The organism is Thiomicrorhabdus sediminis (genome assembly GCF_005885815.1).
GTDB classification, from domain to species: Bacteria; Pseudomonadota; Gammaproteobacteria; order Thiomicrospirales; family Thiomicrospiraceae; genus Thiomicrorhabdus; species Thiomicrorhabdus sediminis.
The window spans coordinates 690,338-710,228 of the sequence record NZ_CP040602.1 but is presented as its reverse complement, the minus strand read 5'-3'; the positions used below and the strand labels follow the sequence as shown (position 1 = coordinate 710,228).

The window sequence follows — 19,891 nt, the reverse complement described above, 5'->3', positions numbered from 1 at the left end:
CTAATGAACAATTTAACAACAGAGCAGCATCAACACATCGAAAAACAGATCAGCAGCTGGTTGCAACAGGTGGTGATTGGCCTGAATCTTTGCCCGTTCGCCAAACACCCGTTTCAAAACCATCAGGTACGTATCTCAATTAGCGATTGTGAAACGCCCAACTGCTTATTGGAAAACCTCGCTGAAGAGATCGAAACACTCCGCAACACTCCGGTAACAGAGCTGGAGACCACTGTTTTGGTGGTAGCTAATATGCTTGATGATTTCTACGACTACAACGACTTTCTGGATTTGGCCGACCGACTTTTAGAACAATATGATGCGATTGGTGAATTCCAGATTGCCAGCTTTCATCCCCACTATCAGTTCGCCGGCACACAACCCGATGACGCTGAAAACCTTACCAACCGTTCGCCCTACCCGATTTTGCATTTGATACGTGAAGCCAGTCTGGAAAAAGCTTTAGCACACTACCCGAATCCTGAACAGATTCCGGAAAACAATATCCATACGGTAGAGAACCTTTCTTTAGAACAAAAAAAGCAACTGTTCGATTATCTATCCAATCAATAAACCATCCCGATTGATTTAAGCTCGATACCGCTTTATGTTAAAATTCCTGACTTTCTATTTAACCAAAGTTTAGGATACAACCATGTCTAACAACTACACCACTACTCCGGATATCGTCAGCTACGGTATTGGTCGTCAAATGGGTGACCAACTTGCCAGCGATCCGTTTGAAGGATTGAACCCTGAAGCGGTATCTGCCGGTCTTTTGGATTCTTTAGGCGGCACAGCCAGCCCTATCAGTCAGGAACAGTTCCAAAAAGCGTTTACTGAGATTCAGGAAATCATGCAGGCTAAAGAAGCCGAGCGTGCAAAAGTTGCTGCGGCTGAAGGTGAGAGTTTCCTAGCTGAAAACGCGAAAAAAGACGGTGTTGTAGTTTTAGAGTCTGGGCTTCAGTATGAAATCCTTGTTGAAGGTGATGGCGCAAAACCAAGCGCTGAATCGACCGTTTCTACTCACTACCACGGCACTTTGGTTGACGGCACGGTATTCGACAGTTCTGTTGAACGCGGTCAGCCAGCTCAGTTCCCGGTCAACCGTGTTATCGCCGGTTGGACAGAAGCGCTTCAGCTAATGCCTACAGGTTCTAAGTGGCGTTTATACATTCCACAAGACCTAGCCTACGGTGCACAAGGCTCTGGTGGTCGTATTCCACCTTATTCAGCATTGGTTTTTGATGTTGAATTATTGGAAATTGTGGCTTAGTCAGCTCGATCCCAATATAAAAAACCCGCTAGTGCGGGTTTTTTTATTTTTAAAATCAGCTCATGTTATTAACAATAATTAAGCAATCGCTTGATTTGCCAAACCGACTTTCAAAGCCAATTCCATCATGCGTTGAACATAGCCGATTTCATTGTCGTACCAAGCCAACACCTTGACATGAGTGTTATTCACCACTCTGGTCGATAACGCATCGATTACCGAAGAACAAGTCTCCCCCTCATAATCCACCGATACCAAAGGGCGCTCTTCATAGCCTAGAATGTCTTTTAAATAGCTTTCTGATGCGTCTTTAAACAAAGTGTTAACCTCTTCCACACTGGTTGGACGTTTCATTTCCATCACCAAGTCCGTCAAGGAGGCGTTCATAAACGGAACACGCACTGCAATTCCGTCCAAACGTCCTTTCAGTTCAGGGAAAATGGTGGCAATCGCGGTCGCAGAACCGGTGGACGTTGGAATAAGCGATTCAAAACTGGAACGCGCACGGCGTAAATCCTTATGGCCGTGATCTACCACTTTCTGGGTATTGGTTCGATCATGCATGGTGGTGATCGAACCGTGTTCTATACCGATTTTTTCATGCAATACTTTGATTACCGGAGCAATGCAGTTAGTGGTACAGGATGCCGCGGTGATCAGCTTATCTTCACCGGCGATAAAAATATCGTCGTTAATGCCCATAACGATATTTTTGACTCCCTCTTTAAAAGGCGCGGCGACAATCACCTGTTTCACCCCTTGATTAAAATAGGCTTGCACTTGCTCTCTATTGCGAAACTCGCCGGTGCACTCCAATACAATATCCACATCCAAAGCCCCCCAGTCAAAATCTTCGATGTTTTCACAGGTGCTATAACCAATTTTCTGCCCATTAATGATAATGTTATTGCCATCGGTTTCCGCCTGATGCTGCCAGCGACCATGCGCCGAATCAAAATTTAACAGATGAGCCGAACCGTTTGCATCGGTAGCGATTTCATTGATATGGACAAACTCTATATCTGGCCAATCAAACGCCTGACGAAAACTTAAACGTCCCATACGACCAAAACCGTTAATTGCAATACGTACCATATCTACTCCTAAAACTGCTGCTGAGCCCTTCTCAACCTAAAAATACTTGCTGAAAATCATACAGCGAATCCAGCTGGTACTGTTTGACAGTTTGATTAAAAATCATCATTAATCGACGTTTTATCCTTAAACCGGCACAAAAAAGTCATGAACCCCCTGATTTTATAGGCTTTTTTTGTTATTCCATGCATTTAAAGCATTGACAGCGCCATTATGGATAACATAGTATGGAAGCATTAAGCATATCTACTATAGACAGAATAAAAAATACAATAAAATCTATAGCTTGCTTAAGCTTCTTAGCAAATAGAAATAAAACCCCTGCTAAGTGAAAAAATGTCATGATTTTATGGCTCAGAGGAGAGTAAAAATGCAATGCAATGTCGGTTCGGTAGATCGTAATCTGCGTATTTTTGTCGGGGCAGTAATTATTGCTGTTGGAGTATATATGCAATCCTGGTGGGGATTGATTGGCTTGGTACCAATAGTTACGGCCATTGCCAATTTCTGCCCAGCCTATACTATTTTCGGGTTATCGACCTGCAAAAAAGAAACGGATGAAACTGAACAAGGGCAAAGTTGATGGCTAGCATTCAATTGCACGCATTAGACACCTTACGCCACAGCGAATTTAATCGAGCTAAAAGCAAAACTGCTTCCGGCATTAGGGGTTTACTCTGCCAAATATCGAAACTGATTATGGCATTTAGCCTGATTATTTACAGCGATATGGCCTATGCAAATCAAGCCGCGACTCAAGCACCCGCGCCAACGGCGATGCCGTTGGTTGAAAACCTGCAAACCTTGGGAAAGCAGGCGCTGCAAGATAATCTGCCGATTGCCATCCTGTTTGCCGCGGAAGGGTTGAAATCAACCGAAAACCTAAAAGACCAAGCGATTATCCCGGCTCTCATGTCGGGACAGCTCAACAATTATGTATTGATGGCCGAAATCCATGTCAATACTGACAGAACGATTACCGATTTTTATGGCGAAGCCATGCCTGTCGCAGAATTTAAAGATCTCTATAACCTAACCAGCCTGCCGGTGATGATTTTTGTTGACGGCAATGGTGATCAAATCATCCAGCCTCTTTTATCAGGCGCCTATGATTTTTACTATCACTACCTGAAGCTATCGATAAACGATGCCCTAAAGGCTTTAGGCAATAACAAACGCATTCCCATTTAGCATAAAAACATGCCGCAAAAAAGACGGCTAGCCGCTTTACATATCATCTAAAAACGGGAATTGCTTGCGCACTTCACAAACTTGAGCAATATCGATCTCTGCTTGAATCATCTCGTCCTGTTTTCTTCCGTATGCCAATATCTCACCCAATGGATCAATCACCATGGATCCACCGGCATAATGCAAACCGTTACCGTCTATTCCGGTTCTGTTGACCCCGATAATAAAGCATTGGTTTTCAATCGCACGGGCTTTCAACAGAGTTTCCCAGTGCAACTGTCGCGATTCTGGCCAGCTGGCGACAATAAACACAATATCGACCTGTTTCGCGAGATTTCTAAAAATCTCCGGAAAGCGTAAATCATAACAGATAAACATGGCGCAACGGGCTCCTTGCCAAACAAAAGGCTGCGACGGTTTCCCGGCTTGATAGGCATGGTGTTCATTAGCATAGGCAAACAGCTTTTGTTTTCGATAATGTTCAATCAGCTCACCATGTTTATCGATCATCAGTGCCGAATTGAAGTGCTCATAACCGGTGTTGCTGACCTGTTTAGTGGCCATACCAAATATTAACGCCAGCCGATATTTACTCGCCAAAGCTTTCAATTGTTGCATCGAATCGCCATCGATTGATTCGGCGAATTCGACCGGCCGCATCGAAAATCCGGATAAAAACACTTCCGGTAACAGAACAATATCGGGCGCAGTGTCCGCTTGTTCAAGCAGCGTTTGCAGGGATTTATCCAATTCATCGATATTGGCCTGAGTGTTTTGCCAAACCGAATTCCATTGCAGACCGACTATATTCATGCTTTATCCTTTATCAAATACCAGCAAAGAAATACTTTTAATCCATTGTAAGACGACAGCTCACTGAACCCAATAAAAAAGCCTGTATCGTTGATGAACAATACAGGCTCTTAGCGGTTATAGCGATGTGTTCAGTGATTAAGCATCCTGCTTTTCAAGATACTCTTCATAACCACCTCGGAAATCCTCAATACCGTCTTCTTTCATTACCAATAAACGGGTGGCAATCGATGACACGAATTCACGGTCGTGAGAAACAAAAATCAGCGTTCCCGGATAATCCTCCAACGCCTGGTTCAAGGATTCAATCGATTCCATGTCCAAGTGGTTGGTCGGCTCATCCATAATCAGCACATTCGGTTTTTCCATCATCAGCTTACCGAACAACATACGCCCCTGTTCACCACCGGAAAGCACTTTGACAGATTTATCAATATCTTTTTGTGAGAACAGCATACGTCCCAGTACCGCACGTACGGCCTGCTCGTCTTCTTCCGGCTTTTTCCATTGTGTCATCCATTCCAGCAGACTAATGTCTTCGGCAAAATCATGCGCATGATCCTGTGCGTAATAGCCGATCTTAACGTTTTCCGACCACTTCACTTCGCCCGAAGTCAATTCGGTATCACCGGTCAAACATTTCAAGAAAGTCGTTTTACCGATACCGTTAGGCCCTAACACCGCTAGACGGTCTTCCACTTCAAGCATCAGGTTCAAGTCTTTAAAGACTTCATTGGTCTCATCTTCGTTTTGATAGGTTTTACCTAGGTTTTCAATTTCCAGTGCTAAACGGAACAGTTTTTTATCCTGCTCAAAACGGATAAACGGATTGACTCGGCTTGACGGTTTGACTTCGTCCAATTGAATCTTATCGATTAATTTGGCGCGTGAAGTCGCTTGTTTCGCCTTGGAAGCGTTTGCAGAGAAACGGCTCACAAAAGTTTTCAATTCATTGATCTGCGCCTGCTTTTTGGCGTTATCGGCCAATAGACGTTCACGCGCCATGGTCGATGCTGTCATGTATTCATCATAGTTACCTGGATAAAGACGCAATTCACCGTAATCCAAATCGGCCATATGAGTACAAACACTGTTTAAGAAGTGACGGTCGTGGGAGATGATAATCATCGTACTCTTACGCTCATTAAGGACGTTTTCCAACCAGCGGATAGTATTGATATCCAAGTTGTTGGTCGGCTCGTCCAGCAATAATACATCCGGGTCTGAGAACAACGCTTGGGCCAATAACACACGCAGCTTCCAACCCGGAGCCACTTCACTCATCGGGCCATAATGCTGCTCTACCGGAATATCCAGACCTAACAACAATTCACCGGCACGAGACTCAGCGGTATAACCGTCCATCTCGCCGAACTTAACTTCCAGGTCGGCAACCAACATCCCTTCTTCTTCTGACATTTCCGCCAAACCATAGATACGGTCGCGCTCTTTTTTGACTTCCCACAGCTCCGGCTGTCCCATAATGACGGTATCAACAACGCTGAACTGTTCATAAGCAAACTGATCCTGTTTCAATTTACCCAGACGCTCATTTTCCCCGATGCTTACCGTACCGGCAGTCGGCTCCAAGTCGCCCCCCAGAATTTTCATAAAGGTCGACTTACCGCACCCATTGGCACCGATAAGACCGTAACGCTTGCCTTCGGAAAATTTGATAGAGATATTTTCAAAAAGGGGTTTTTCACCAAACTGCATGGTGATATTGGCTGTAGAAATCAAACTGCTGTCCTTAATTTACGGGCATAAAACAAAGGCGTTATTGTGCCATAAAAGCGCCCCTCAATTTAAGCTGATTTAACTTATTTTTCAGCTATTTGCATTCTAGCGGACATAAAAAAACCCAAACCGAGCAAAAGTCGATTTGGGCTGTTTTTCGCTAGATGCCTCCAGCACTACCAAATGATGATTTAATTCAGTAGCGAGATTACATCATTTCACTTAACAGGCTGTTCATACGTTTAATGAACGCGGCAGGCTCTTCCAGCTGAGCACCTTCTGCCAACTGAGCTTGCTCCAATAAGAACAGCGACCACTCTTTGATTTTATCGTCATTGTCCAACGACTCCAACTTGCTCACCAAAGCGTGTTCCGGGTTAAGCTCCAAGACCGGTTTTTGTTTCGGTACGGCTTGCCCCATCTGTTCCATCATGCGTGCCATATGGGCAGACATATCGCCTTCGGCACTGACCACACAAGCCGGAGAGTCGGTTAGACGATGGGTAATACGCACATCGGAAACCTGCTCTTCAAGCACTTTTTTGACTTTTTCGGTCAAAGCTTCACGAGCTTTTTTCTCTTCTTCGGAAACGTCTTGTTCCGCTTCATCGTCAAACTCTTTTAAATCCGCAGAGGTAATTGATTTAAGCGGTTTGCCGTCAAACTCGTTAAGGTGCGACACCAACCACTCATCGATACGATCAGACAGTAGCAATACCTCAATGCCTTTTTTACGGAACATTTCCAGATGCGGACTACCTTTTGCCGCAGCCAGAGTATCGGCAACGATATAGTAGATAGCTTCCTGATCTTCCTGCATGCGAGAAACATAGCTGTCCAATGATTGGCGCTGCTCTTTGGTCGACTCTTCATGTGTCGAGGTAAAGCGTAGTAGTTTGGCAATCTTGTCTTTATTGGCAAAATCTTCCACTACACCTTCTTTCAAGACTTGACCAAAGTTATCCCAGAAAGTATTGAAATCTTCCTGATCATCCGCCTTCGCCATTTTCGCCAAATGATCCAAGACACGCTTGACCGATGCTGAGCGAATCTTATCGACTACCTTATTGCTCTGTAAAATTTCACGCGAAACGTTCAAAGGCAGATCGGCCGAATCGATCACCCCGCGCACAAAACGCAAGTAAGTCGGCATTAGGTGTTCGGCGTCGTCCATAATAAAGACACGCTTAACATAAAGCTTCAAACCGTAACGACGATCGCGATCATAAAGATCAAACGGCGGCTGCTTTGGCAGATAAAGTAAAGAGGTATATTCCAGCGTCCCTTCCACCTTATTGTGCATATGAGCAAGCGGCTCACCAAAGTCATGAGAAATGGTCTGATAGAAGTTTTTGTAATCTTCATCGCTCAGTTCAGATTTGGCCTGAGTCCAGATAGCTGTCGCCTTATTGACCTGTTCCATCTCATCCAAGGTTTTGTTCTCTTTGGCTTCTTCATCCCATTCGGTTTTCTGCATTTTGATCGGGAAATTGATGTGATCCGAATAGGTGGTAATGATATTCTTGAGACGGTACTGGTCTAAGAACTCATCCATATCTTCTTTCAGGTGCAGAGTGATGCTTGTTCCCTTAGTCTCTTTTTCAACCTGTTCAAGAGTAAACTCGCCCTCACCTTTAGAAATCCACTTGCAACCATTCGCCTTATCTTCACCGGCTTTACGGGTTACCAACTCAACTTCGTCGGCAACAATAAACGATGAATAGAAACCGACACCGAATTGACCGATCAGATGCGAATCTTTAGCTTGGTCACCGCTTAGGCTTTCAAGGAATTTTTTAGTCCCCGAATTGGCGATAGTCCCGATATTGGCAATCACTTCATCGCGAGTCATACCGATACCGTTATCACTGATGGTGACGGTACGCTTATCCTTGTCAAAACTCAAAGAGATCGCAAGCTCGTCTTCACCTTCGCTCAGACTGTCATTCGATACCGACTGGAAACGCAATTTGTCCAATGCATCGGATGCGTTGGACACCAACTCACGCAAAAAAATCTCTTTATTGGAATATAGGGCATGAATCATTAGCTTTAATAGCTGATTGACTTCCGTTTGAAACGCATGGGTTTCTCTTGCACTCATTACATTAATCTCCTAATGTCGATGATTTGGTTAGTGTGAATAATTTTAAACAGATGCCCGATTTATAAGGGTCAATTATCGGTTTTCAAGAAAAAAATGCTAAAAAAATAGTTTTTTTCTCTAGACATAAAAAAACCCGCCAAGGCGGGTCTTCATATTTGTCGCAAAGTCATTAAAAGAATTCGATCTCTTCTTCCTGGCTCTCTTCATGCATACGATCTCTCATACGCGATTTCATGACTTCAATCGCCTCATCAGCAGGCACTTTCTTATCAAAAATCAATTCAAACAGCTCTTCTTCTTCACGCATGGTGGTTCCCTTGCGCACGCTGTTTTTAAAGCTTTCCCACTGCTCCTGATCCTTAACATGCATTTCATGGGCGACAATTTCAGCTAAACCCGACAACCCTTTGGAAACATGATCCAAACGTTGGCTTAATTTATCGTAAAACTGAAACGCTATAATCGCTTGCTGCATTTTCTCAGACAACTCTCCCGTTTGGCTTAACAGCAAACTGCGATGATCCTGCACCGATTCACTATCGGCACTGATTTCGGCAATCTTGTTCCCGGTGGCCTGAATCTTTTCGATATGCTGAGACATAAAGGTAAAGGAATCAATCAGAGCATTGACCGAGTTATCACCATCGGTGATCGATAATTCAATCTGGGCTACAGATAGATTCAACACCATAATGGTCTCTTGAACTTCTTTTGCGCCCAGTGTGTAGTCAGTACTCAGTTGTGACATTAATTTACCTCGATATCCTTGTTATTATTCTTTGTCGATTGAACTGCTATGAGTTAGGCAACATTCATCTGCCCAACACCGCCTTTATGGCTATTCACCGTTTCGGTAATATCCAAAATCAAAGAGACGGTACCATCACCTAAGATGGTCGCACCGGCAATGCCGTCAATTTTCATAAAATTGCTTTCCAAACTCTTGATAACGACCTGTTGCTGACCCAATAGATCATCGACAAAAATACCGGCACGCTGTCCCGCATCTTCAACCACAACCAACAAGCCTTCGGATAGATCTTGCTGAGCGTCGTCAACACCAAGTTTCTTATGCAGACGAATGACCGGGATATAGCTATCACGCAGTTTATACAGCTCGGTTTCTCCGGCAATGCCTTTGACCAATGACTTATCAACCTGAATGGATTCGATAATCGACACCAGCGGGAAGACATAAGTCTGGCTGCCTACCGAACATAGCTGACCATCAAGAATCGCTAGTGTCAATGGTAGACGGATAGTGAATACCGATCCTTCTCCGGGAGTGGTTTTTACATCAACCGAACCGCCCAGACCGCGGATATTTCGACGTACCACATCCATACCCACACCGCGACCGGAAATATCACTGACCACTTCCGCAGTTGAGAAACCGGCATGGAAAATCAGATCGACGATTTCATCTTTATTCAGGGCGTGATCTTCGGTGATAACACCTTTTTCGATCGCTTTGGCTTCGATTTTACGGTAATCGATACCAGCACCGTCATCGGTAATTTGAATAAGGATATTCCCCCCCTGATGGAAGGCGGCCATTTTAACCGTACCTTTTTCAGGCTTACCGGCAGCAATACGCACATCCGGGCTTTCAATACCATGGTCAATCGAGTTACGTACGATATGCACCAGCGGATCAGTCAATTGCTCGAGCATGGTTTTATCCAGCTCGGTACCTTCACCTTCCATAACCAGATCAATTTGCTTGCCCAACTTCTGACTGACATCATGGACAATACGCGGCATACGGTTAAAGGCAAAACTCACCGGCAGCATACGGATATTCATTACCGACTCTTGCAGTTCACGGGTATGGCGCTCAAGATGGGTCAAACCTTCTTTAAGCTTATCCACCCAGTCCATATTGGCGCTGCCGTCCTTGTTATGCTCAAGGCTCTGTTCGGCCTGTTCGCCAAACTGACTGAGCATTGACTGCGTGATAACCAATTCACCCACCAAGTTAACCATCTGATCGATTTTGCTTAAATCGACACGAATCGAACCTTCTTGCTTAGGTGCGGCTTTCGTATCTTTCGCTGCCGGCTTCGCAGCTGGCTTGGCTGCAGCCGGTTTTGCGACAGGAGCCACCTCGGCTTTGGCTTCAGTAACAGCTGTTGCAACGGCACTGGCTTGGGCGGCTACAACCGCTTCAGGAGCTTTGATAATAACTTCGGCACCGTCACCATCAATCCATTCGAAGACTTCGCGGATATCGTCTTCTTTAACGCCTTCTCCGCTTAGCTTCAATTCCCAGCTTATATATAGTGATTCCGGATCAAAGGTGGCGGGATTCGGCAATTTATCGAAATTGGCAGTTACTTCAAGGTTACCAAGAGTCTCCAACTCACGGAAAATGCGAATCGGCTCATTTCCTGTTTTAAGCAATTCCGCTTCAGGTAACAGAGAGATATGCCAAACACCATCGGTCTCGACTTCAGAGGCTTCTGCTGAATCTTCAACTTGGGTGTCTACAGGGGCTTCGCCACCACCCAAAATCGCTTCCATGACCTGTTGCACTTCACTGGCACGCTCTTCATCAATCGGTTCATGGTCTTGTAACTTGGTCAACATATCGCGCAAAACATCGACCGCCGATAACATCGCATCAATCGATTCCTGAGTCACATCACGGCGACCGTCACGCATTTCATCCAACAGGGTTTCTAAAACATGAGTAAACCCGGCGATTTCGGTAAAACCGAAGGTACCACTACCACCCTTAATAGAGTGTGCAGCACGGAAAATTTCATTAATTTTTTCATTATCTGGCGTACCTGGAGGCAGATCTAGCAGACCTTGTTCCATAACGTCGAGGCCTTCAAAGCTCTCTTCCAAATAAGTTTGGCGAAATGTTTCCATCATATCCATAGTAGTATCCTCAGAACAGTTCTACATCACCTTCAACAGGTTTAGATCCAATATTATCAATATAGCGATTTTCTTGATCAGCCAGAGTCTGATTATGCATAGCATTAAGTCTTCTGACCCTGACGCGGCCAGTCAGTGGATAGTAAATCACCTTACGGGGATAGACATCACCAATGTCTTGTGAGACCACCTTAAAACCTTCAGTGTATACGTAATCGAAAGCAAAGCCAATATTGTACCAACCGATATTTGTCATTGAACTCATGATACGCCCGCCACCAAATAGCTTAAATTCGAGACGCTCGCGACGAGCCCCCATTCTTAACAGCGCATTGACCAGGTTTTCCATGGCGTAGTTACCATAACGGTTCGCATCGGATAGCTCGGCTGAGCCTTTGGCGTTTTTATCTACCGGTAACATAAAGTGATTCATGCCACCGACTCCGGCAATCGGATCTCTTACACATGCAGAGATACATGACCCCAGCACCGTTTCGATGCGTTCATTCTCTTTGGTCACATAATATTCGCCAGGCAGGATTTTATAAGTAACAATCCCTTCGGCCGGGTCAATATTTTTCTGCATATCAGGCAAATACCTCGTAGCCCAGGCTATCTACGTCTTTTTAATTAAAGTCTATATAAAAAACTGTACAAAAGCGGAAAACACAAGCTCTTTCCCGCTATTAGAAATAAGGTTGTTTCTATATTCGCATTGTTTTAACGCTTCGGCAAGTGAGTTTTCTATCCTTTTTAAGCACTTAACTAGCCGGTAGTTTGACCAAGCCGTTTTTGCGCCTTGATCTCTTTGCGCCGTCTCTTGAAAAAGGCGCTCAATTGATCGGCACATTCGAATTGCATAATGCCTCCATCGACCTGTAAAACATGATTGAGCTGCGGCGCTTGCAACAGATCAAAAACCGAACCGGCGGCACCGGTCTTTGCATCATAGGCTCCAAACACCACTCGCTTGACCCTTGCATGAACCATTGCCCCAGCACACATCGGACAAGGCTCTAAGGTCACATAAAGCGTGGTATCGATTAAACGATAATTACCCAACTTCTTACCTGCGGCACGTAAAGCCAAGACTTCGGCATGGGCTGTCGGATCGTTGTTTTGGATAGGTTGATTATAGGCCTCGCTAATCAACTCGCCATTTAAAACCACCACCGCGCCTACCGGCACCTCACCGCTCTGCTCAGCCTTTTCGGCCAGCTTACGAGCATGATTCATCCAAAACTCATCAATTTGTTGCGCAGTCAAACCTTCAGGTACTTGCATATAAATTCCAGATACAAAAAAGGCTCTCAAAGGAGAGCCTTATTAATAATAAGCCATTAATGCCGGTTTCAAGAAATAACCAGTGATTTCTAACTAAAATTGCTCTAATTCACAGCGTAGTGCACGAAATTTTTTATTTATAAACGAGTACACAACAAAGAAATAAACAATTTTAGGACGAAATCCCAATTACAAACTGAAATTCTTCAAGGTCTAGGCGCTCTTGGTGAAGTTTATGACTAATAAACGAGCAAAGAGCAACAACGAGATTGAAAATTTCAGGAAGTAATTATTCCCACTCGATGGTTGCTGGTGGTTTCGAGGAGATATCGTATGTCACACGAGAAATACGCGGAATCTCATTGATAATACGTCCAGAAACATGCTCAAGGAACTCATAAGGCAAATGCGCCCAGCGAGCCGTCATAAAGTCGATAGTTTCAACGGCACGCAGCGCCACAACATAATCATAACGACGCGCATCACCGACCACACCGACCGATTTCACCGGCAAGAATACCGCAAATGCCTGAGAAGTTTTGTCATACAGGTCCCACTTATGCAGCTCTTCAATGAAGATATTATCCGCCAGACGCAGAATATCGGCGTACTCTTTTTTCACTTCACCCAAGATACGCACACCTAGACCAGGTCCCGGGAACGGGTGACGATACACCATATTATAAGGCAATCCTAAAGCGACACCCAGCTTACGAACCTCATCCTTGAACAGTTCACGTAACGGCTCGATCAAAGACATCTCCATATCTTCCGGCAAACCACCCACATTATGGTGCGACTTGATGACTTTAGCCTTACCTGTTTTCGAACCGGCCGATTCGATCACATCTGGGTAAATCGTTCCCTGCGCTAACCATTTAACACCCTGAAGCTTGGCAGACTCGGCATCAAACACCTCGATGAACTCACGACCGATGATTTTACGCTTCGCTTCAGGATCGGTTTGACCGGCTAGAGCGTTCATAAAACGATCTTCAACATCAGCACGAATCACACGGATACCCATGTTTTCGGCAAACATCGCCATAACCTGATCGCCTTCCTTATAACGTAACAGACCATGGTCAACAAACACACAAGTCAGCTGATCACCAATCGCCTTATGCAACAAGGCCGCCACCACAGATGAATCGACACCACCGGACAAACCAAGCATGACCTGATCGGTACCCACCTGCTCACGCACGCGTTTAATGCTGTCTTCGATAATATTTTCAGTTGTCCACAGCTTTTCACAACCACACATATCAATGGCAAAACGCTCAAGCATGCGCTTTCCTTGCTTAGTGTGTGTCACTTCAGGGTGGAACTGAATACCGTAGAAATTTTTCTCTTCATTCGCCATACCGGCGATTGGACAACTCGGAGTACTGGCCATCAGCTTAAAGCCTTCCGGCATCGCATCAACACGGTCACCATGAGACATCCAAACATCAAGCATACCGTAACCTTCAGGCGTTACTTCATCTTCGATATCGATCAGGAACTTGGTATGACCATGAGCACGAACCTGTGCATAGCCGTATTCGTGTTCCAGCGCATTGATTACCTGTCCGCCCAGCTGCTGAGCCATGGTCTGCATGCCGTAGCAAATACCCAATACCGGCACACCTAATTCAAATACCGCTTGAGGTGCTTTCGGCGCCTCGTCACCGGTTACCGTTTCCGGCCCACCGGAAAGGATAATGCCGCGCGCGCCGAAGTCTTTAACAAACTGTTCATCAACATCCCAAGGCTCAACTTCACAATAAACGCCAATTTCACGGATACGACGCGCGATTAGCTGTGTGTATTGAGAACCGAAATCGAGAATCAGTATGCGGTGTTCATGAATATTTGCTTGTGTCATAGCTAGTCCAAAAATAAAAACGGTTATATAAAAATGTAAGAGTGCTTATAAATGCAAAAAGCTTTTGCGGTTCGAACCGCAAAAGCCTTACTGATCAAAACACGGGTTTTGATCAAGAGCATAAAAAATGATTAAACGCGGTAATTAGGCGCTTCTTTAGTAATGGTCACATCGTGAACATGACTTTCTGACATACCGGCAGCCGTTACACGCACAAATGAAGGCTTAGAATTCATTGTAGGAATATCTTTACAACCTGTGTAACCCATACTTGAACGGATACCACCACATAGCTGGTGAATGATCGGAGCTAACGGGCCTTTATAGGCAACGCGTCCTTCAATCCCTTCCGGAACCAACTTGTCTTCAGCATTTGAAGATTGGAAATAACGGTCAGAAGAACCACTTGGCTGCGCCATCGCACCCAAAGACCCCATACCACGGTAAGATTTATAAGCACGTCCTTGGTAGTACTCGATCTCACCTGGAGATTCTTCAGTACCGGCAAACATTCCCCCAATCATACAAGCAGAAGCACCGGCAACCAGCGCCTTAGCCACATCACCTGAGAAGCGCAGACCACCGTCAGCAATCAATGGTACACCAGTACCTTCCAGAGCCTTAGCCACGTTAGAAATTGCGGTAATCTGAGGTACACCGACACCGGCAACGATACGTGTTGTACAAATAGAGCCAGGACCGATACCGACCTTAACGCCATCCGCGCCAGCTTTAACCAAATCCAATGCCGCTTCACCGGTTGCGATATTACCACCGATAACCTGAAGCTGTGGATAGTTCTGCTTAACCCAAGCAACACGATCCAATACACCCTGTGAATGACCGTGCGCCGTATCAACGATAATGACATCTACACCAGCTTTAACCAGCGCTTCGACACGCTCTTCAGTTTCCGCACCCGTACCTACTGCGGCACCAACACGCAGACGACCTTCAGTATCTTTACACGCATTCGGGTGATCAGATGATTTCATCATGTCAGAAACGGTAATCATACCGCGCAGTTTAAAATCATCATTAACCACCAAGACACGCTCGATACGGTTATGGTGCAATAGATCCAAAACCACTTCAGGATCTTCTTTCTCTTTAACCGTAACCAACTTGTCTTTTGGTGTCATGATCTTAGAAATCGGCTGAGACATATCGGTAACAAAACGGATATCTCGACTGGTGACAATACCAACCAGGTCATCGCCATCCATAACGGGAGCACTGGATACACGGTTAGCACGCGTCTTTTCTACAACATCTGCCACAGAATCATTTAACTGAACGGTTACTGGCTCAAGAATCACACCATGTTCATACTTTTTAACTTTACTTACCGTATGAGCCTGCTCAGTGATTGTCATGTTTTTATGGATAATCCCGATACCACCTTCTTGCGCCATTGAAATGGCAAGACGTGCTTCAGTAACGGTATCCATCGCGGCAGAAACAAAAGGAATATTCAAGGTGATATCTTTTGTCAATTTAGTTTGTAACGATACATCTTTTGGCAACACAGTCGAATGCGCAGGCACCAATAAAACGTCGTCAAAAGTTAATGCATCTTGCAAAATTCTCATAAATTTCTACCTTATATAAAACTTATAGGCTAATCAGTTATTTTTCTAAACTGAATACTAAAACCGCACTAAAAATTTAAATCCCTTACTTATCAACAGGTTACAAAAAACAAACTAGCGAAAACTGTCGAGAAATAACGATTTTTTTCTCTATTAGGCGCTATTATAAAGATTGACACGGGCGGGGTAAACTTAATAACGTATGCATCTATGCGAAAACTGCAAAAAAAGTGATGCGTTTAGGCTTTACACATCGAACTAAAAGCGTATACAATCACTTGCGACGCTAAAATTATAATAAAGCTTATTAAAAGCTAAAGCTCGTTTAACTGGAGGATATAGAATGAAAAAGTTATTTATCGGTACAGCACTAGTAGCCGCCCTAAGCATGGGAGCATGTACATCAAACACTGCTAACCCTACTACTTATGACGACTACGTTGAAGCTGCTGTAGCAACACACGCTAAAGCAAAAGCAATGGGTGACGTTTGGAAGCAAAAGAAAATGAAACTTCCTTATGTTGAGCACTACCTTGCTGAAGCTGACAAAGCGAAAAAAGCTGGTGATGATGCAAAAGCACTTAAGCTAGCTAAAGAAGCTTACAAAACAGCTAACGCTGAAGTAGCTCAAGCGGAAACAGTACAAAAAGCAGCTTGGGAAAAATAATCTCATAACGCTTTAAATAAAAACCGGTTCAGTTTCGACTGCGCCGGTTTTTTATATCCACCATTTACTCATTTCACTCTCAACAATCCCAGTCAAGGGTTCAAACAGCCTGCTAAGACTTATTGTTGAAATACTTATCTTCATAAAACGTCATCACCCATTCCGGCTTCAAAAATATCAACATCATTAATAAAAAGGTGCTCAACACTCCTTCCGGTGTCGCCATTAGCGGAATATAAATGACGAAATCCTTGATCAATTGCGCTCCGTTCAATATATCATTGACCGATAACACCAGTGCCGATAACGCCATCACCGCCACCATCGACAGAGTCGCGGTAAAAAAGCCGTTATAGAGTAAATAAACAAAAAAGTTCGCCGCCAAGAATTTCGCCCCCAACCGATACAACCCCCAGCTAACCAGTATCGGTATAATCCCCATCAATAGCGCATTGATCGCATAAGCCTGCCAACCTAACTGCTGTTGCCAAACCACACCAAGCAACGCCAACAACACGGCAAAAAACGCAAACTGAACACCAAACATCATAGTCAGCAAGGTCACTAACAATAAATGCAGGGAAACGCCTTGGTGAATACTGGCTTCGAGTTGCCACAAAGAGAAAATCACTACACTCATCGCCAGCCATACATGCTGAGCCGTTTTATTCTGCAACTTATACCAAGGTGCCGTTTTAATCGACCAGGCGAGCATAAAAGCCAGGCCGATCCAACCGGCAATCAGTGTCGGCAAACCTAAAGTTTGTGCCATTAAATTCAAAACAGTCTCCTTGCTAAGGCCTTAATTCGGAAGTTTGCGGAAATTAGGATTTTTTAAAAGCGCCTAACCCAATCAAACACTTAACGTGTACAATATGCGCTTTTAGCAGTTTCAATTATAAAAGTTAATCTTTATGAGTGGATTGAAAATATTTTTTGCCAATCTTTACGATCTTTTATTACTGGTCGCGATCTGGATCGCCGCAAGCGTGCCTTTTGTCCTTTGGCAAGGCGGAAACTTCAATGACAAACCGTTTCTGGTACTGGCCTATCAAATCTACCTGATCGCCATCACCTATGTCTACCTAACCTATTTTTGGGTAAACAATGGTCAAACACCCGGCTTGCGCACCTGGAAACTGCAATTAATCAGTGCCGATGGCCGTATTATCGGCCGCAACCAAGCTAACCTGCGTTTTTTGTTTGCGGTGATGTTCTGTCTGATTGGCTGGATAGGCTTATTAATGCCTCGCCAACAGCTATTGCAGGATCGTTTGGCCAAAACCCAAATTATCGATTTAAAAAAATCTGCCGAATAACATCGGGCGAAACAGTTAATAGGAGCCGACATGGCGACAATCATTATTCATAGCAATACCTTAAATTTTGAACAGGCCAAAATCATTGAACGTGTATACGGCTATGCCGGCAAGCCTGTCAAAGTGAATAATCACTTTCGCATTCAACTCAATGAAGCGCCAACGCGTGAAGAGCTTAACCAACTGGCTAACGAGATAAAGGTAGACATCAATTTACTGCCTGACGGCTTTGATACAAGTAACGTTAAGTTGGTGATTAGTGACATGGACTCGACCCTGATCGGCATTGAGTGTATTGATGAAATCGCTGACTATATCAATGTCAAACCGCAAGTAGCGGCCATTACCGAAGCGGCCATGCGCGGCGAACTGAATTTTGAAGAATCCCTAACCCAGCGCGTCGCTTTATTGAAAGGCCTGGATACCAGCGCTTTACAAAAAGTATTTGATGACCGCCTGTTTTTAAACCCTGGTGCGGAAACCTGGATTAGCGGACTCAAAGAGCAATCAATTAAATTCGCCTTGGTTTCCGGTGGCTTTACATTCTTTACCGACCGTTTGAAAGAACAACTTGGTATCGATTTTACCCGTGCCAATGTATTGGCCAAAGAAAATCATCAACTAAGCGGCAGCGTGGTTGGCGATATTGTCGGCGCTCAAGCCAAAGCGGATTTCTTAAACGAACTTTGTCAGCAATTGAATATCCAGCCCAACCAAGTCATTGCGGTGGGAGACGGCGCCAACGATTTATTGATGATGAATGAAGCCGGTCTATCGATTGCCTATAAAGCCAAGCCTGCGGTACAGGAAAAAGCTGCCACAGCACTTAACTTTAGCGGTCTGGATGCGATTCTGGACTTTATCGTTTAATGCCATTGGCGATGATTGCTTAGCTAAAAAATCGCAGCCATAAAAAAAGCCGAACCAGAAATTTCTGAGTTCGGCTTTTTTATGTCCAGAACAAATCTGATTAGAACATGTTCTGCTCTACTTCCTGAACCGCAACCGCGATAAACTTACCGACTGTAGATTCATAACCAGGCCAGCTGCTTGCCACATCTTTCATAAATGGCTGCGCCATAATTTTAGGCTTCATTTCAAAATCAGAAAGCCCTTCATCATAGTACTTAGCTGCACTGTTATAGATATTTTCACAGAAAGCCTGCATATCATCACAAATCGAGACGCCGTCATGCGGACCATGACCAAGGATATAGTTCTTACCACCAAGATCACGCGCTTTTTTCATCGTATCGATGGTACCGACAAAAGACCCGTCTGCCATATTGGCAACACGACGCATCGCTGTATCTCCCAAGAAAATCGTTTTGTCCTCAACCACTTCTACAATCAAGTCACACTCTGTATGCGCTTTGCCAAACTGGTGAATCTTCACGGTAGTATCACCGAACTTCAGTGTTTCGCCGCCATTTAGGACTTTATTAGGTAGCGTTACAACCGTACCGGAAATACCGTTGTTTGAATTACGCTGCATAAAACCGTGCCAGAATTCACCGCCACCGTTTTTGATATTATCGATTGTCGCCTGGTGAGAAAGAATCTCAACTTTCGGGTTGGCTTCGATGAACGCATGGTTACCCAAGAAATGGTCACCGTGGTAGTGAGTATTGATAACAGCAACAACAGGCTTGTCAGTCACTTTCTTGATCTGACGCAGAACCATTTCACCGATTTGTACCGAGCTACCGGTATCGACAACCACGACACCTTCGCTAGTCACGATAAAACCTGGGTTATTGAAGAACGCATGATTTTCCGGGCTTGGTTCAGGGTCCTGAGCCAAAATGTAATAACAACGGTCTGTGACCTTTGTCGCCGGCACGTCATACATTGGGTCCGCTTTAAACGCTAGACCGTCTGATGCATACAAAGGCTTTAATGCAGACATTCCTACCAAACCTGCAGATAAACCAAATGCAGATTTCAAAAGATCACGACGATTCATATTAATACCTCATTGCTGTTAATATCGTATGTGCTTTAAATATTTAGGGCGACAATTCTAGCATCAAATCACCTTGATAAACCAGAGT

The 19,891-nt window shown here is 44.5% G+C and carries 19 protein-coding genes; 7 read left to right on the top strand and 12 right to left on the bottom strand.

Annotated elements, in window-relative coordinates; all coding sequences use genetic code 11:
• The first annotated feature begins 3 nt into the window (after positions 1-3).
• Together FE785_RS03225 and FE785_RS03220 are read left to right on the top strand one after the other, a co-directional pair.
• Positions 4-573, top strand: coding sequence for a DUF1415 domain-containing protein (locus FE785_RS03225; protein WP_138564358.1), 570 nt, complete (start codon positions 4-6; stop codon positions 571-573).
• 82 nt (positions 574-655) lie between these two features.
• A complete protein-coding gene (locus tag FE785_RS03220) occupies positions 656-1,276 on the top strand; it encodes a BamJ family beta-barrel-assembly machinery protein (protein WP_138564356.1) in 621 nt (206 codons plus the stop codon).
• Positions 1,277-1,354: 78 nt separating this feature from the next.
• On the opposite strand, the gene FE785_RS03215 is transcribed toward FE785_RS03220, so the two are convergent.
• Positions 1,355-2,371: an ArsJ-associated glyceraldehyde-3-phosphate dehydrogenase gene (locus FE785_RS03215; RefSeq protein WP_138564354.1), complete on the bottom strand. Its 1,017-nt coding sequence runs from the start codon at positions 2,369-2,371 to the stop codon at positions 1,355-1,357.
• Positions 2,372-2,741: 370 nt separating this feature from the next.
• Here FE785_RS03215 and FE785_RS03210 point away from each other — a divergent pair, with 370 nt between their 5' ends.
• Both FE785_RS03210 and FE785_RS03205 read left to right on the top strand, forming a co-directional pair.
• Positions 2,742-2,954, top strand: coding sequence for a YgaP family membrane protein (locus tag FE785_RS03210; RefSeq protein ID WP_138564352.1), 213 nt, complete (start codon positions 2,742-2,744; stop codon positions 2,952-2,954).
• 116 nt (positions 2,955-3,070) lie between these two features.
• Positions 3,071-3,562, top strand: coding sequence for a thioredoxin domain-containing protein (locus tag FE785_RS03205; protein ID WP_138564350.1), 492 nt, complete (start codon positions 3,071-3,073; stop codon positions 3,560-3,562).
• A 36-nt stretch (positions 3,563-3,598) separates the two neighbouring features.
• On the opposite strand, the gene FE785_RS03200 is transcribed toward FE785_RS03205, so the two are convergent.
• From FE785_RS03200 to guaB, 9 genes are all read right to left on the bottom strand, one after another.
• Entirely contained in the window at positions 3,599-4,375 is a 777-nt protein-coding gene (locus FE785_RS03200; RefSeq protein WP_138564348.1) for a nitrilase-related carbon-nitrogen hydrolase, read from the bottom strand.
• Positions 4,376-4,513: 138 nt separating this feature from the next.
• Entirely contained in the window at positions 4,514-6,115 is a 1,602-nt protein-coding gene (locus FE785_RS03195) for an ABC-F family ATPase (protein ID WP_138564346.1), read from the bottom strand.
• Between the two features lie 205 nt (positions 6,116-6,320).
• Positions 6,321-8,216, bottom strand: a complete 1,896-nt coding sequence (gene htpG / locus FE785_RS03190; protein WP_138564344.1) for a molecular chaperone HtpG — start codon at positions 8,214-8,216, stop codon at positions 6,321-6,323.
• Positions 8,217-8,388: 172 nt separating this feature from the next.
• Positions 8,389-8,967: a hypothetical protein gene (locus tag FE785_RS03185; protein WP_138564342.1), complete on the bottom strand. Its 579-nt coding sequence runs from the start codon at positions 8,965-8,967 to the stop codon at positions 8,389-8,391.
• Between the two features lie 53 nt (positions 8,968-9,020).
• Positions 9,021-11,105, bottom strand: a complete 2,085-nt coding sequence (locus tag FE785_RS03180; RefSeq protein ID WP_138564340.1) for a chemotaxis protein CheA — start codon at positions 11,103-11,105, stop codon at positions 9,021-9,023.
• Between the two features lie 10 nt (positions 11,106-11,115).
• Complete coding sequence (gene cheD, locus FE785_RS03175; protein ID WP_138564338.1) at positions 11,116-11,691, bottom strand: chemoreceptor glutamine deamidase CheD; 576 nt, start codon at positions 11,689-11,691, stop codon at positions 11,116-11,118.
• Positions 11,692-11,870: 179 nt separating this feature from the next.
• Positions 11,871-12,389, bottom strand: a complete 519-nt coding sequence (gene tadA / locus FE785_RS03170) for a tRNA adenosine(34) deaminase TadA (RefSeq protein ID WP_138564336.1) — start codon at positions 12,387-12,389, stop codon at positions 11,871-11,873.
• 289 nt (positions 12,390-12,678) lie between these two features.
• Positions 12,679-14,259: a glutamine-hydrolyzing GMP synthase gene (gene guaA / locus FE785_RS03165; RefSeq protein WP_138564334.1), complete on the bottom strand. Its 1,581-nt coding sequence runs from the start codon at positions 14,257-14,259 to the stop codon at positions 12,679-12,681.
• Between the two features lie 131 nt (positions 14,260-14,390).
• Positions 14,391-15,851, bottom strand: a complete 1,461-nt coding sequence (gene guaB / locus FE785_RS03160; RefSeq protein ID WP_138564332.1) for an IMP dehydrogenase — start codon at positions 15,849-15,851, stop codon at positions 14,391-14,393.
• A gap of 343 nt (positions 15,852-16,194) precedes the next feature.
• Between guaB and FE785_RS03155 the strand changes: the two genes are divergently transcribed.
• Positions 16,195-16,518 (top strand): hypothetical protein, encoded by a 324-nt coding sequence (locus FE785_RS03155; protein WP_138564330.1) that lies wholly within the window; start codon positions 16,195-16,197, stop codon positions 16,516-16,518.
• Between the two features lie 112 nt (positions 16,519-16,630).
• Here FE785_RS03155 and FE785_RS03150 read toward each other — a convergent pair whose 3' ends face one another.
• Positions 16,631-17,290 (bottom strand): energy-coupling factor ABC transporter permease, encoded by a 660-nt coding sequence (locus FE785_RS03150; RefSeq protein WP_238696430.1) that lies wholly within the window; start codon positions 17,288-17,290, stop codon positions 16,631-16,633.
• A 142-nt stretch (positions 17,291-17,432) separates the two neighbouring features.
• On the opposite strand from FE785_RS03150, the gene FE785_RS03145 reads away from it, so the two are divergent.
• Together FE785_RS03145 and serB are read left to right on the top strand one after the other, a co-directional pair.
• Positions 17,433-17,837: an RDD family protein gene (locus FE785_RS03145; RefSeq protein WP_138564326.1), complete on the top strand. Its 405-nt coding sequence runs from the start codon at positions 17,433-17,435 to the stop codon at positions 17,835-17,837.
• Positions 17,838-17,867: 30 nt separating this feature from the next.
• Positions 17,868-18,707: a phosphoserine phosphatase SerB gene (gene serB / locus FE785_RS03140; protein WP_138564324.1), complete on the top strand. Its 840-nt coding sequence runs from the start codon at positions 17,868-17,870 to the stop codon at positions 18,705-18,707.
• Positions 18,708-18,807: 100 nt separating this feature from the next.
• Here the strand turns inward: serB and FE785_RS03135 are convergent, their stop codons facing one another.
• Complete coding sequence (locus FE785_RS03135; RefSeq protein ID WP_138564322.1) at positions 18,808-19,803, bottom strand: MBL fold metallo-hydrolase; 996 nt, start codon at positions 19,801-19,803, stop codon at positions 18,808-18,810.
• Positions 19,804-19,891 lie beyond the last annotated feature (88 nt).

Excerpts from the sequence above, each read along its gene's own strand:
- FE785_RS03225 (WP_138564358.1), top strand. The coding sequence starts at position 4 with ATGAACAATTTAACAACAGAGCAGCATCAACACATCGAAAAACAGATC.
- FE785_RS03220 (WP_138564356.1), top strand. The coding sequence starts at position 656 with ATGTCTAACAACTACACCACTACTCCGGATATCGTCAGCTACGGTATT.
- FE785_RS03215 (WP_138564354.1), bottom strand. The coding sequence starts at position 2,371 with ATGGTACGTATTGCAATTAACGGTTTTGGTCGTATGGGACGTTTAAGT.
- FE785_RS03210 (WP_138564352.1), top strand. The coding sequence starts at position 2,742 with ATGCAATGCAATGTCGGTTCGGTAGATCGTAATCTGCGTATTTTTGTC.
- FE785_RS03205 (WP_138564350.1), top strand. The coding sequence starts at position 3,071 with ATGGCATTTAGCCTGATTATTTACAGCGATATGGCCTATGCAAATCAA.
- FE785_RS03200 (WP_138564348.1), bottom strand. The coding sequence starts at position 4,375 with ATGAATATAGTCGGTCTGCAATGGAATTCGGTTTGGCAAAACACTCAG.
- htpG (WP_138564344.1), bottom strand. The coding sequence starts at position 8,216 with ATGAGTGCAAGAGAAACCCATGCGTTTCAAACGGAAGTCAATCAGCTA.
- FE785_RS03185 (WP_138564342.1), bottom strand. The coding sequence starts at position 8,967 with ATGTCACAACTGAGTACTGACTACACACTGGGCGCAAAAGAAGTTCAA.
- FE785_RS03180 (WP_138564340.1), bottom strand. The coding sequence starts at position 11,105 with ATGGATATGATGGAAACATTTCGCCAAACTTATTTGGAAGAGAGCTTT.
- cheD (WP_138564338.1), bottom strand. The coding sequence starts at position 11,691 with ATGCAGAAAAATATTGACCCGGCCGAAGGGATTGTTACTTATAAAATC.
- tadA (WP_138564336.1), bottom strand. The coding sequence starts at position 12,389 with ATGCAAGTACCTGAAGGTTTGACTGCGCAACAAATTGATGAGTTTTGG.
- guaA (WP_138564334.1), bottom strand. The coding sequence starts at position 14,259 with ATGACACAAGCAAATATTCATGAACACCGCATACTGATTCTCGATTTC.
- guaB (WP_138564332.1), bottom strand. The coding sequence starts at position 15,851 with ATGAGAATTTTGCAAGATGCATTAACTTTTGACGACGTTTTATTGGTG.
- FE785_RS03155 (WP_138564330.1), top strand. The coding sequence starts at position 16,195 with ATGAAAAAGTTATTTATCGGTACAGCACTAGTAGCCGCCCTAAGCATG.
- FE785_RS03150 (WP_238696430.1), bottom strand. The coding sequence starts at position 17,290 with ATGGCACAAACTTTAGGTTTGCCGACACTGATTGCCGGTTGGATCGGC.
- FE785_RS03145 (WP_138564326.1), top strand. The coding sequence starts at position 17,433 with ATGAGTGGATTGAAAATATTTTTTGCCAATCTTTACGATCTTTTATTA.
- serB (WP_138564324.1), top strand. The coding sequence starts at position 17,868 with ATGGCGACAATCATTATTCATAGCAATACCTTAAATTTTGAACAGGCC.
- FE785_RS03135 (WP_138564322.1), bottom strand. The coding sequence starts at position 19,803 with ATGAATCGTCGTGATCTTTTGAAATCTGCATTTGGTTTATCTGCAGGT.